Origin of the sequence: Paraburkholderia sp. SIMBA_054, assembly GCF_046534875.1 — a bacterium.
GTDB lineage: Bacteria > Pseudomonadota > Gammaproteobacteria > Burkholderiales > Burkholderiaceae > Paraburkholderia > Paraburkholderia hospita.
Map to the genome: position 1 here is coordinate 1 of NZ_JAWRXV010000116.1, position 13,053 is coordinate 13,053.

The following is a 13,053-nucleotide window of genomic DNA, read 5'->3' on the forward strand; positions in this document are numbered from 1 at the left end:
CGTCTTGGGTTTGCGTGGCATACATGCTCCTTGAGCTACATGTTATGCCTTGAACACAAAATCTATGACAGGCCCCATGGCAAACACCACATCGCGGATGCCAGCGCCAACACGAGCAAACCAAACCGACCGGCAACGCCTACGCCCAAAAAGACAAAAACCGGATGCCACCGCAAAGAAAAAAAACCAAACCCACACTCACAAATCAACCCGCCCAACCCTCGAACCATCCCGTTCGACACTAACGGACACACGAACCTCACGCGCCTGCAAGGTACCTGCAAACGCATTGCCGGCAGCAGCAGGCCGACCAAACCGCGTGCCACGGGACAAATCCCCATGCACAGGCCGCATGGCCACAGCAAACGCGTACTGCCTGGCCCATTCGCTATAACCCTTAACCAGAAATCCACCAGACCGTTGAACATATTGCACGCGGAACGCAACATAAACCGTGCGCAAAGCAAACCACGGCACATGCGGCAAGTCGTGATGCACGAGGTGATAGTTATTGTTCAGAAACAGCAAGCGCCAGAACCAGGCAGCCTCATTGATCACCGAGCGTTGCTCATGCAAATCCGCATCGCGATGCTCCTGAAACGAACGCACAGAACTCAACGCGAGCGCCGGATACCCGACCCCTGCAATAAACAGCCAAGGCGCAATCCCACACTGACGATCAAGCCAAACAACCAGCAAAGCAAGCGCCGCAAAATGCGCGAACCACGCAGGCACGTCAGCCCAATCACCCCGCGCAACCTTCCGCAGCGCCTGCGTTGAAGTCGCCGCAATCGAAAACGCCGGCCCGAGCAGCAGCCGCCCAGCAAACGTATTCCGCGCAATCAGCAGCACACGCGTCAGCATCCCAGCATGCCGCCAAGCCTCGCGACTAACGAAATAACTTTCAGGATCGACTTCAGGATGCGTCAGATGCGGATCATCGTGATGTTGCAAATGCAGATCGCGATACACGCGATACGGAAACCACACTGCGAGCGGTGCAAACCCGATCAGCCCATTGACGAACGGCGAGCGCGTCGGATGCCCGTGCAGCAACTCATGCTGAAGCGACATGTACCACGCGCTGAACACGGCGAGCAGCGGAATCGCAATGCTCAGACCAAACCCACGCGCGTGACTCGCGATGAAAAACCATCCGCCATAGATTGCCCCGATCAGAAGCCACGTCGGCCATTCGGTGCGCCATGTGAAGCTGTTGCGACGCTGCGTGAGCGTGTGGCGTTGTGCGTCGTCGAGATAGAAAGACATCGGCGGATCGGTCGTATTGCAGTTCACCGATCCTAAAGGCGCGTCCGCCGCCGCCGAACCAATTTGTTCGGCAAAGCTTGTGAGTAAAGCGGATTTGGCGTCTGTTATACGTGCGAATTGAACAAATGCTCAGCGCTTTTACTGATGCATGCCGATTCGGCACGCGTGATCGAGCATGCCTTCCGCCGTGCCGCTGCCGTCGTCGAGTTCCAGGCCGCTGTTGACGACCAGCCAGCCGTCGCTGTCTTTCGGTCCTGCGCCCGTCACGAGGATGGTTTGCTGCGCCATCGCGTCGCTGCCTTGCCGGTCGCGCGCGACGATGCGGAACGGGTCGTTGTCACCCGTCAGCGACAGCACGCGCATCACGCGGTACGCGCTGCCGTCGAGCTTCGTCCAGTGCCACTGGCCCGGCTCGACGGTGCGAAAGCGCGCGAGGTCTTTGATGATGTCGTCCTGCATGCAGTCCATATGGATATGCAGCTGATTTTGCGTGCGGCGGAACTGTGAGTTGATTTCGAGGCCGAGTTGATCGGGCGGGAACGTCAGGCCGATGCGCGAGCCGACATACTGCCGCGCGGCCCACGCGTCGGCCCAGTAGTCGGGCGCATCGGCGGCGAGCACGCTCGGGCTTTCGATGCCCGTCACGCGGTCCGTCGGAATCAGCAAATATTGCGTGTTGCCGTTGATGTCCTTGAGGATCGCGTAGTGTCCGGGCAGATTGACGGCCGTGCAGAAGCCCGCGCCGCCCGACGCGCGCGCGACGGGCACGCACTGATGGTCGACGATGTTCCAGAGCGCGTTCGGATCGGCGGCGGCGATGAGCGCGCAACTGGAGGTGCACAGCGCGACGGCAAGCGCCGCGAGGTGCCTGATGCGTGGTCGGGTCATGAGGTGTCAGATAGTCGGAGCGGGGACGGTGCCGAGCAGCGCTTCGAACGCGATGCCGATGGCGAGCAGCCGGCGGTCGCTGCCAAGTGGTCCATCCAGTTCGATGCCCACGGGCAAGCCGTCCTGCGTCAGGCCCGCGGGCAGCGAGAGGCCCGGAATGCCAGCGTTGCTGGCGGGATCGGTGTTGCGCAGATAGGCGGTCATTTCGTCGATGGCAGGCGCGCCGTCGATCGACACGACGGACGAGCCGTTCACTTCGTCGATCGGCACGGCGACGAGGCGCGTGGTCGGAAACAGCAGTGCGTCGAGGCGTTCGGCCGCGAATGTGTCCGCGTAGTGCCGCTGCAATTGCGGACGCCATTTATTCATCGCGTCGGGATACTGCTGGGTCAGCGCGCCTGCCAGCACGACGTCGTAGATATTGCGCACGTCCGGGCTGGCGATGCGCGCTGCCAGCTCGCCGACCGTCTGGACGGGCGCATCGTTCGCGACGAGGTAGTCGCGTACGTCGTCGAGCGTCTCGTGGATCGCGATCGGGCCGCCCGTCTGCTCGTTCAGCTGCAGCAGGTCGGGCATCGCGACGGGCACGAACGTGACGCCCGCCGCTTCGAGTGCCTTCAGCGCGGCGCGCGCCACATCTTCCGTCGCGCGTTCAAGCTCGGCCCACAGCGGCTCGGGCAAACCGATGCGCAGCGCCGACAGTGGCACGTCGGGCAGGGCGGTGTCGCCCGTAATCACGCCGTCGAGCAGCGCGACGTCCGCGACGGTGCGCGCCATCGGCCCGACGGTATCGCGCGTGTGGCTGATCGGCACGACGGCAAGCGGGTCGTGATAGCGGCGCTCGGCGCCGCCGTTGCCCACCGACGGGCGGAAGCCCGCAATCCCCGTGAGCGCGGCGGGAATGCGCGTCGAGCCGCCCGTGTCGCTGCCGAGGCCGGCGGGCGACACGCGCGCGGCGATGGCGACGGCCGTACCGCCCGACGAGCCGCCCGCGATCAGCGACGGGTCGTAAGGATTGCGCACGACGCCCGCATGCGGGGCCAGATTCGCACTCGTGATGCCGAACGCGAGTTCGTGCATGTTGGTTTTGCCGAGCACGATCGCGCCCGCGTCGATCAGCCTGCGCACGGAGGGCGCGTCCGTCTTCGGCTTGAAGCCGTCGAGGGCGGGCGTGCCCGCCGAGGTCAGCAGACCCGCCGTGTTGATGTTGTCCTTGATGACTACGGGCAGCCCCGCGAGCGGCAGACGGGCTTTTTCGTCGGGCGGGAGTGCGTCGATGCGTTTCGCGGCGGCAAGCGCGCCTTCCATGTCGATCGCGGTGAACGCGTTGAGCGTGTCGAGCGCGGCGGCGCGCGCGAGCAGCGTCGCGACATAGTCGAGTGCGTCGAGCCGCCCGGACTGGATGGCGGCCACGGCCTGCGTTGCGGTCAGCGCGAGTTGCTCATCGACGGTCCATTGCATGTGGTCTGTCTCCCTCGATTGGTACGTGTCGTGAATGCGCACGCGTGCGCGCGGCACGCTGATGTGCTTCCGCAATCGTGCGGCTGCTTGCGCTTACTGGCGGCTACTTGCGCATCAAGCGCAGCGCGAGGCGTGCGAGCGCGGGAACGAGCGTCGGACGGACGAGCCGTTTGTCGTAGCCGGCCATCCGTTGGTCGTTTTCTAGGAGACAGAGTTCGATCAGTTGACGCGTCGAGAGTGCCTGGCCAATCGTCGAGCTGTTGGCGGGCAGGAAGTTCGAGTCGTGCGCGACGCCGTTCGAGTCGATGCCCTTCGCAATCGCGACGCGGTCCCAGATCAGCTTGATCCAGATCGCGCCGACGCGCAGCGAGTGCCACGGACGGCGCCACCATGGCATCGTTCGGCGATACCACGCGACCCAGTTGACGAAAAAGAGAATGTGGCGCGCTTCTTCCTGAATCACGGGCTCGAAGGTTTCGACCAGTTCTTGCGGGAAATAGCCGGACAACTGTGCGGAGCGGAACAGCCCGAACGAAAAGAAGCTGTCGATGCACTCGCTGTAGCCGGTGAACATCCATGCCCATTCGGGGTGGCGCGGAGCGGGATACTGCGGCTCGGGCGCGAGCTCGATGCCATATGCGGCGACCAGACGCGACAAAACGTGCTTGTGACGCGCTTCTTCAGCCGCGTCCATTTCGATCGCTTCGCGTATCAGCGGGTCCTGCACCTGCGCGGCGTACGTGGCGACGCGAATCGACGCGCGGCCTTCCGTTTGCACGGCGATGTCCCAGATCGGCAGGGACGTGATGCGCTTCAGCGCATCGGGCTGCAATTGCGGCCAGTCGATAACGGCCGGCTTGTAAGGGTTATGCGTTTCGAGAAGCATCCGGCAGAACATCTGCTTGTGTTCGTCGGAGCCGACACGCATGCGTGCGTGGCCATCGAAGGTCCAGTTGCGCAGCGCATGATCGTGAGCGGCTTCTGCATCTGTTATCAGGGTGTCTGACATGTCAGGCGGAAACGTGACCAGTTATTCCGGCTATTCTGTCATAACCCGTTAATTTGTGGCGTCGAGCGGGCATGCGCCGTGCTGCCGCACGCCTTTAGGCGCTGCATTGCGTCAAAAATTGCAATGGACCTGCGTGTTTACTGATGGCTGTCGATCCACAGCCGGCCCCAACGGAACGCATACGCTAGCGCGTGCTCTTCGTCGAAGAAATAGTCGAGCGCGTCGAACGAATAGGCGTGTCCGCCGCTGGCGGCCGTGGCTTTCTCGATGGTGAGGTTTGCAGCGAAGAGCCCGTTGGGCAGGCGCTGTGCAGCGGGGGCCACTTCGTAGCCCTTGTAGCGGATATGTCTGTTCATCTGTTTCATGTTTGATCGCCTCCCCGCGACGGATTGCGCGCAGCACGGCGATCAGTTAATCGAAGCGGGCAGGGACTAGCGTAGGCTGGGCCGTGGAGCGCGTGAACCAATCATTCGTCGCAAGCAAATCACGGGCGGCCAGGGAACGGTCTGCGGGGATCTGGATGAGGCGTTATCGCGTGCGTTGTCGCGATGATGCGGCGGCGAGGGCAGCCGGGTCTGTTGTTTGGACCACGATCGCGTCGCCGCGCATGTTGGCCAGCGCACGCAGCGAGGCGCTGCGGCGGCACAGTGTGATGGAGCGGCGTGAGCGGTGAAGAGGCGTTAGCGCGCATGCGCAATGTCACGCGCCGCTTCGATGCGGCACATGGCATTGCGCATGTGGAAGCGGCGAATCAGTTCGCCAGTACCAGAACGCGTTTGGGTCGCGTTTCGTCGGCGTCACTGGCCGAAGTTGCGGTCGCCGCGGATGCGCCGTCCGCGTGATGCGAGGCATGATGCGAGCGGAACGCGAGCGCGAATTGCGAGGCCTGCTGGCCGACTATCGACAGCTGTTCCACCACCTTCGGATCGGAGCAGGTATCGGCAGATTCGAAACGTGTTTCGAGCGTGTTGATGCCTGCGCCGAACGGCGTCGGCCAGCCGCGCAACGCGTGCACGATGGAGCGCAGCGACGTGAGTACCGAGCCCGCCGCCTGCCACCCATACGCGGTGACGATGCAGCCGACCGCGCGGCCGTCGAGGTAAGGGCGCTCGTCGGCACGCAATTCTTCGAGCGTGTCGAGCGCATTTTTCACGAGGCCCGACACGCCGCCGTGATAACCGGGTGTCGCGATGATGAGGGCGTCGGCGTGACGGACGGCCTCGATCAATTCGATCTGTTCGTCGGTGCGTTGGGTGCTTTCGGGCGCATAGTGCGGCAGGCTGTGCAGGAACGTGCCGCCAAACAGACGCGTACGTGCGCCCGCCTGTTCCGCGCCGCGCAGCGCAAAGCCGAGCGCGCGTTCAGTAGACGATGCAGCGCGCGTGGTGCCGCCGATGCCGATCACGAGCGGGCGGCGGTTCTGGTCGAAACGGGTCAACTTCAAGCTCCTTGCTGCAGTGGCGGCCGGCCGGATGCATGTTCGACACGTTTGGCGTGTCCCATGCGAACGGGCCTCTGGACCTGAACCGCCATGTTAGTGACCGATCGTACCAGCAGGAAACGACTTTTTGTTCTAACGATATAACCGCAGAAGGGTTATCGGCTGCGCGCGGCGGCGTGGATTGCTTGTGCAAAAGGCTTGGTTGGAACGGGGACGGGCGGGCGCTAATATGAAACCGTCTCCTCCATGAGAACTCCTTGACATGGGATTGGCCCCGGATTCGCAAGAATCCGGGGCTTTTTTTGCGCTTGAGGAAACGCGCCGCGCGCGTTACTGCGGCAACGGCACGATTCGCCGAGCGCCGAGCATATTGTCGTCGGCTGTCATCTGCCGCGATTCGGGCGTCACGCACACGGTGTCGCTGTCGAACGCAGCGCGCCACACGAAGCCGGGCTTACAGGTGTCCGGTCCATACGCGCCGCCGTTCGGCAAGCGGTTGTCGGAGGCGGCCCGGTTTTCGGCGAGGATGCGCAGTTGCGTTTCGGGCGTCACGCACACCTTGTCGCGAGGTTGCGCCTGGCGCCAGACGAAAGGCCTGACGCACGCGCCGCGATCGTGCGCGGACCGCTGCAAAGCCTTCTTCGACACCATCTGATCGCCTTTGCCCGCCTGATTGCCGGGCGTCGCCGCCGTCGTCGTCGTCGGAACGGGCGCCGATGCGACAACGGTCGTGTCCGCTTTTGCCTCGTGTCCGGCCCCCGATATCTTCAATACGACAGCGCCCATCAGCGCGACCGCCGCGACCGCGCCGCCGATCGTCCACATGCGTGTGTGACTCTTGCCAGCGTTTGCGTTCGGGGTGGGTTTCGCGTGCGGCGTGTCGGCGGGCGCGCTGTCGCCCGGTTCGTCGCCTGCGTGTGTGCACAATGTCTTGATCAGCAGTTCCACGTCGCTGTCCCAGCGCGCGTGCGTCAGCTCGAACGCGTTGCGGTAGGCGAGGTCCTTGATATCGGCGGGCAGGTCGGGTTCCTGCGGCATCGTCGCGCCTTGCACCAGCACGGGTATTACGGTCACGTCGCGCTTGAGCGCCGACGACGTTTCGAGCCGTACGAAGTCGTTCGGATTGTCGAGGCGCCGTTTGCCTTCCCGGTCTGTGACGGTGAGCCAGGTTTTGCCGATCAGCGCCAGCAGCACCGCGCACTTGTCGATGTTCGTCTCGATTGCGCGCCGGAAGTCGGCGCCCGGCTCGATCGTCGCAACGTCCATGAAGACCGTGTGCTCGCCGAACACTTCGCGCAACGATTCGAACAGGCGACCTGCCTGGCCTTCCGTATCCTCGCGCCGGTAACTGATGAAAATGGGCCGCATCGAACGATTCCTCCCTCTTCGGGTTGAACGGCGAGCCGATCCTGCAATTGAAATGCTCTTTTATTAAAGCAGAGCGCGCTGTGTCCGGTTAGCGTTGCATGGTGGGCGATGATGGTTGAATGTGCGGATGCGAACTGACTGCGTCGGCTGAAGCCAGTACCCGTTTTGGTGTTTTTGCCTTTGTGCTGGCATCCGGAGGGCGGTGTTTGCTGCGCAAGCGGTGTGGTTTGCTTTGGTTTTCGCTGGCATCCGCGTTACGGTGTTTGCTGTTCAAGCGTCGCCCCTGTGCGGGGCGGCACCTACTTTTCTTTGCCGCCGCAAAGAAAAGTAGGCAAAAGAAAGCGGCTAACACCGCCAATCCTTGTGTTTGCCTGAGGGCCCCCAGAGGTTCTTACGCTTCGCACGGCAACCACGTGACCCACGTTCGTTGCCAGCGCTCTTGCGGTGCGCCTCACCCGCTTCACGCACCCGCGCTTCACCATGCCGTGCCAGATATTCCACGGCCGCCCAGGTGGCAAACTGTGTGTAGGCCGTAGTGCTTCACACGCCTCACTCCGGACCGATAGCGCATGCGTTCCACCCTGTAAGAGCGCTACCCTATACGACGCGACAACCTACACACAGTTTGCCACCTGGGCGGCACATACCATTCGCTTTCGCTAGCCCATGTACGGGTAGTCGAAGCGGGTGAGGCATTCATTCGAAGCGTTGGCAACGCACGCAAACAAAGATGTTGTCGTGTGAAGTGTGGGGACGTTGGGGGCCCGTGGACAAGGATAAAAGCTGGCGGTGTGAGCCGCTTTCTTTTGCCTACTTTTCTTTGCGGCGGCAAAGAAAAGTAGGTGCCGCCCCGCACAGGGGCGACGCTTGAAGCAAGCTAACGAATCGCGGATGCCAGCGCAAAACCCAAAATACCGCCCGGCAACGCCTGAAGCGTGAAGGCAAACCGCAGATACCAGCGCAAAGGCAAAAAAACAAACCGACCGCGCCGCGTAGGCGCCAACGCGGAATGCCGGCAAAAATCCAAAACACCGACCGGCAACCCATGCGCCGCACGGCCCCTCCCCGATTCACTTTTGTTATCACCCCATCCAACACTCGGATTGTTCCCGTATCGCCCCCCGATTTATATTGCGTACACCGAGGGTCCGTGACCGAACACCAACCCCAAACCCCAACAACAATAAATGCGCGAGCAACATCCCGCGCATCAGGAGCAAAACAAGGAGCGCAGCGATGAATCAGATCGATCTGAAGGGCCGTGTCGTCGTCGTTACGGGCGGCGCGCGGGGAATCGGCTATGCGGTAGCGCAGCGCGCGCTGCGCTCGGGCGCGGCCGTGGCGCTCTGGGATGTCGACACCGAACGGCTCGAGCGCAGCGCGAAAGAGCTAAGCGAACTCGGCAAGGTCGCAGCCGTCACCGTCGATCAAACCAAAGAGGCCGAGATCGACGCCGCCGTCAGCAAGACGCTCGCCGCTCACGGCGCCATCGACGTGCTGATCAACTGCGCCGGCATCACGGGCGGCAACGGCACGACGTGGGAACTCGAACCGGACATGTGGCGCCGCGTGATCGACGTGAACCTGATCGGCCCGTATCTGGCGTGCCGCGCGGTCGTGCCGCAGATGCTGAAGCAGGGTTACGGGCGCATCGTCAATATTGCTTCCGTGGCGGGCAAGGAAGGCAATCCGAACGCATCGCACTACAGCGCGTCGAAAGCAGGGCTGATCGGCCTGACCAAATCGCTCGGCAAGGAACTCGCGACGAAGAACATCCTCGTCAACGCCGTCACGCCCGCAGCCGCGAAAACCGAAATCTTCGATTCGATGAAGCAGGAGCACATCGACTACATGCTGTCGAAGATTCCGATGAACCGCTTCCTGCTACCGGACGAGGCAGCGTCTCTGATCCTGTGGCTCGCGTCGGAAGACTGCGCATTCAGCACGGGCGCCGTGTTCGATCTGTCGGGCGGCCGCGCGACGTACTAGACCCGTCGCACCCAAACGACAGCAATCACAAACGAAAGCGACAAACGACGAACGAAAGCGACGAACGAAAGCGGCACACGTATGCCGCTTGCGCCTTCGCACGAAGGCGACACGGAGACATGATGAACGGGACCTCGTCCGAAACCCGCGACACCCTCGACGGCATCGTCAGCCAGGTCATGCGGCGGCTGTTGCCGTTCCTGCTGCTGATGTACGTGCTCGCGTTCCTCGACCGCGCGAACATCGGCTTTGCACAAAAGGCCTTGCAGCACGACACGGGCATTTCGAACGCCGCGTTCGCGTTCGGCGCGGGCGTGTTCTTCGTCGGCTATGCGCTGTTCGAAGTGCCGAGCAATCTGCTGCTGCATCGCGTCGGCGCGCGGCTGTGGATGTGCCGGATCATGGTCACGTGGGGCCTCGTGTCGGCGGCGATGAGTCTCGCGCACACGGCTACCACGTTTTATGCGCTGCGCTTTTTGCTCGGCGTCGCTGAAGCGGGCTTCTTTCCGGGCGTCATCTATTACCTGACGCGCTGGTTTCCGCAATCGGCGCGCGCGCGTGCTGTCGGCGTGTTTTATTTCGGCGCGCCGCTTGCCTTCATGTTCGGCAGTCCGCTGTCGGGCTTTCTGCTCGAGCTGCACGGCGCGATGAACCTTGCGGGCTGGCAGTGGCTGTTTCTGATTGAAGGCGGGCTGGCGTCGGTGGTCGGCGTATGGGCGTTCTTCTATCTCGACGATCGGCCCGAAGACGCCAGCTGGCTCACGCCGCAAGCGCGCAAGACCTTGAGCGCCGCGCTCGACGACGACGCGCGCGCCGCGTCCGCGCATGGTCCGCGCAATCTGCTTGCGGCGCTCGTCGATAAACGCGTGCTGCTGTTCTCCACGATCTATCTGCTGATCCAGATGAGCGTGTACGGCGTGATCTTCTATCTGCCGCAGCAGGTCGCGGCGCTGATGGGCGAGTCGGTCGGCTTGCGCGTCGGCATGGTGGCGGCCGTGCCGTGGATCTGCGCGCTCGCGCTGACCTGGTTCGTGCCGCGCCGCGCCGACGCGACGGGCACGCACCGGCGTTGGGCTGTCGCGCTGCTGGTGCTCGCCGGATGCGGGATCGGCGTATCGGGCGCGACGCATAGCCCGCTGCTGGCGATGGCCGCGCTGTGCTGCGCGGCAAGCGGCTTCATCGCCGCGCAGCCGCTCTTCTGGACCTTTCCGACGCGCTACCTGACGGGCGCGGCGGCCGCAGGCGGCATCGCGTTGATCAACTCGCTCGGCAGCCTGGGTGGTTTCATCGCGCCGACGCTGCGCACGAGCGCCGAGCATGCGTTCCAGTCGACCTCGGCGGGTCTGCTGCTGCTCGGCGCGGCGAGTTTGCTGGCGGCGCTGCTGATCGGCACGCTGGTGCGCCGCGACGCGACGCGCGACACGCCCGCCTTCCCGCAACCCATTCATCGCGCCCGCTGACACGCGAGGCGCACGCAACCTACGAACGGAGCTCTAGAACATGGCGATGCCCACTATCCGGCACGTGCGTGCCTTCGTCGTCCGCGGCGGCGGCGCGGACTATCACGATCAGGCCGACGGACACTGGATCGACGATCACATCTCGACGCCGATGGCGCGTTATCCGCAGTACCGGCAAAGCCGGCAGTCGTTCGGCATCAACGTGCTGGGGACGCTGGTCGTCGAAATCGAGGCGAGTGACGGCACGGTCGGCTTCGCGGTGACGACGGGTGGCGAGATCGGCGCGTTCATCGTCGAGAAGCATCTGGCGCGCTTCCTCGAAGGACAACTCGTGACGGACATCGAGAAGATGTGGGATCAGATGTACTTCTCGACGCTCTATTACGGACGCAAGGGCGTCGTGCTCAACACGATTTCGGGCGTCGATCTCGCACTGTGGGATCTGCTCGCGAAAGTGCGCAAGGAGCCCGTGTACCAGCTATTGGGCGGCCCGGTGCGCGACGAACTGCAGTTCTATGCGACGGGCGCGCGGCCCGATCTTGCGAAGGAAATGGGCTTTATCGGCGGCAAGTTGCCTTTGCAGCACAATCCGGCAGAAGGTGAGGAGGGACTCAGAAAGAATCTCGACAAGCTCGCTGAAATGCGCAGCCGCGTCGGCGACGATTTCTGGCTGATGTACGACTGCTGGATGAGTCTCGACGTCACGTACGCGACGAAGCTTGCGAAGGCCGCGCACGACTATGGGCTGAAGTGGATCGAAGAAGCGCTATCGCCCGACGACTACTGGGGTTACGCCGAACTGCGCCGCAACGTGCCGCGCGGCATGATGGTGTCGACGGGTGAGCATGAGGCGACGCGCTGGGGCTTCAGGATGCTGCTCGAAATGAACTGCTGCGATCTGATCCAGCCGGACGTCGGCTGGTGCGGCGGCATCACCGAACTGATCAAGATTTCCGCGCTCGCCGATGCGCATAACGTGATGGTCGTGCCGCATGGGTCGTCGGTGTACAGCTATCACTTCGTCGTCACGCGTCACAACTCGCCGTTCGCCGAGTTCCTGATGATGGCGCCGAAGGCCGATCAGGTGGTGCCGATGTTCACGCCGTTGCTGCTCGACGAGCCGGTGCCCGTCAATGGCCGCATGAAGGTGCCTGACACGCCGGGCTTCGGTGTGCGGCTGAATCCCGAGTGTGCACTCGAGCGGCCTTATCAACATTGAACGGAGAAGCATGTGCTGCTGAAAGACAAGGCGGTGATCGTTACGGGTGGCTCGCGCGGCATTGGGCGAGCGATTGCCGTGGCGTGTGCGAAAGAGGGTGCCGATGTTGCGATCAACTACTGGGGCGATAACGATGCGTCGTATAACCGGCGTTCCGCGGTCGAAGAAGTGGTGGGTGAAATCGAATCGCTTGGGCGGCGGGTGATTGCCGTCGAGGGCAATGTCGCGTTGAAGGAGACGGGGCCTGAGCTAGTGCGGCGCACGGTCGAGGCGTTCGGTAAGGTTGATGTGCTGGCCAGCAATGCGGGCATTTGTCCGTTTCATGCATTTCTTGACATGCCCGCCGATGTGCTTGAGACGACTGTTGCCGTCAATCTCAATGGGGCGTTCTTTGTCACGCAGGCTGTTGCGCAGCAGATGAAGGCGCAGGGCACTGGCGGTGCGATCGTCGCGACGAGTTCGATTAGTGCGCTCGTTGGGGGTGGGATGCAGACGCATTACACGCCGACGAAAGCGGGTGTGCACTCGCTGATGCAGTCTTGCGCGATTGCGCTTGGGCCTTACGGCATACGGTGTAATTCTGTTATGCCTGGGACGATTGCTACTGATCTGAATGCCGAGGATCTCGGCGATGATGCCAAGAAGGCTTACTTCGAGAAGCGCATTCCGCTTGGACGGCTGGGGCAGCCGGATGATGTGGCGGATTGTGTGGTGTTTCTTGCTTCTGATCGGGCCAGATATGTTACTGGCGCTGCGTTGTTGGTTGATGGTGGGTTGTTTGTGAATTTGCAGTAGGGTTTTTGGTTGTCTGCGACGCTGGGGTTTGCTATGTGTTTGCGTTGGCATCCGCGTTACGGTGTCTGCCGTTCAAACGTCGCCCCTGTGCGGGGCGGCACCTACTTTTCTTTGCCGCCGCGTAACTATTCAGCGCTTGTAAACTGCTACCAGG

The 13,053-nt window shown here is 62.7% G+C and carries 11 protein-coding genes; 4 read left to right on the forward strand and 7 right to left on the reverse strand.

What is annotated here, in order from left to right; translation table 11 throughout:
- Positions 1 to 198: 198 nt before the first annotated feature.
- The 7 genes from SB822_RS53255 to SB822_RS53285 form a co-directional block, all read right to left on the reverse strand.
- Positions 199 to 1,269 carry a fatty acid desaturase gene (locus SB822_RS53255; protein WP_410858595.1) on the reverse strand — a complete coding sequence of 357 codons (1,071 nt, stop codon included), beginning with the start codon at positions 1,267 to 1,269 and terminating at the stop codon, positions 199 to 201.
- 138 nt (positions 1,270 to 1,407) lie between these two features.
- On the reverse strand, positions 1,408 to 2,157 hold the full coding sequence (locus SB822_RS53260; protein WP_024163100.1) for a CDP-diacylglycerol diphosphatase: 750 nt from the start codon (positions 2,155 to 2,157) through the stop codon (positions 1,408 to 1,410).
- A 6-nt stretch (positions 2,158 to 2,163) separates the two neighbouring features.
- The gene (gene iaaH / locus SB822_RS53265; RefSeq protein WP_410858596.1) at positions 2,164 to 3,618 is read right to left on the reverse strand and encodes an indoleacetamide hydrolase; all 1,455 of its coding nucleotides are present in this window, start codon (positions 3,616 to 3,618) and stop codon (positions 2,164 to 2,166) included.
- 103 nt (positions 3,619 to 3,721) lie between these two features.
- Positions 3,722 to 4,627 carry a ferritin-like domain-containing protein gene (locus SB822_RS53270; protein WP_410858597.1) on the reverse strand — a complete coding sequence of 302 codons (906 nt, stop codon included), beginning with the start codon at positions 4,625 to 4,627 and terminating at the stop codon, positions 3,722 to 3,724.
- Between the two features lie 137 nt (positions 4,628 to 4,764).
- Positions 4,765 to 4,983 (reverse strand): hypothetical protein, encoded by a 219-nt coding sequence (locus SB822_RS53275; RefSeq protein WP_009769690.1) that lies wholly within the window; start codon positions 4,981 to 4,983, stop codon positions 4,765 to 4,767.
- A 395-nt stretch (positions 4,984 to 5,378) separates the two neighbouring features.
- Entirely contained in the window at positions 5,379 to 6,065 is a 687-nt protein-coding gene (locus SB822_RS53280) for an NADPH-dependent FMN reductase (RefSeq protein WP_410858598.1), read from the reverse strand.
- A gap of 333 nt (positions 6,066 to 6,398) precedes the next feature.
- The gene (locus SB822_RS53285) at positions 6,399 to 7,436 is read right to left on the reverse strand and encodes a toll/interleukin-1 receptor domain-containing protein (RefSeq protein ID WP_410858599.1); all 1,038 of its coding nucleotides are present in this window, start codon (positions 7,434 to 7,436) and stop codon (positions 6,399 to 6,401) included.
- Positions 7,437 to 8,672: 1,236 nt separating this feature from the next.
- Between SB822_RS53285 and SB822_RS53290 the strand changes: the two genes are divergently transcribed.
- The 4 genes from SB822_RS53290 (at position 8,673) to SB822_RS53305 (ending at position 12,899) form a co-directional block, all read left to right on the forward strand.
- Positions 8,673 to 9,425 carry an SDR family NAD(P)-dependent oxidoreductase gene (locus tag SB822_RS53290; RefSeq protein WP_079487127.1) on the forward strand — a complete coding sequence of 251 codons (753 nt, stop codon included), beginning with the start codon at positions 8,673 to 8,675 and terminating at the stop codon, positions 9,423 to 9,425.
- Between the two features lie 119 nt (positions 9,426 to 9,544).
- Entirely contained in the window at positions 9,545 to 10,885 is a 1,341-nt protein-coding gene (locus tag SB822_RS53295) for an MFS transporter (RefSeq protein WP_201762699.1), read from the forward strand.
- Between the two features lie 40 nt (positions 10,886 to 10,925).
- Entirely contained in the window at positions 10,926 to 12,104 is a 1,179-nt protein-coding gene (rhmD, locus tag SB822_RS53300; RefSeq protein WP_410858600.1) for an L-rhamnonate dehydratase, read from the forward strand.
- 12 nt (positions 12,105 to 12,116) lie between these two features.
- Complete coding sequence (locus tag SB822_RS53305) at positions 12,117 to 12,899, forward strand: SDR family NAD(P)-dependent oxidoreductase (protein ID WP_009769685.1); 783 nt, start codon at positions 12,117 to 12,119, stop codon at positions 12,897 to 12,899.
- Positions 12,900 to 13,053 lie beyond the last annotated feature (154 nt).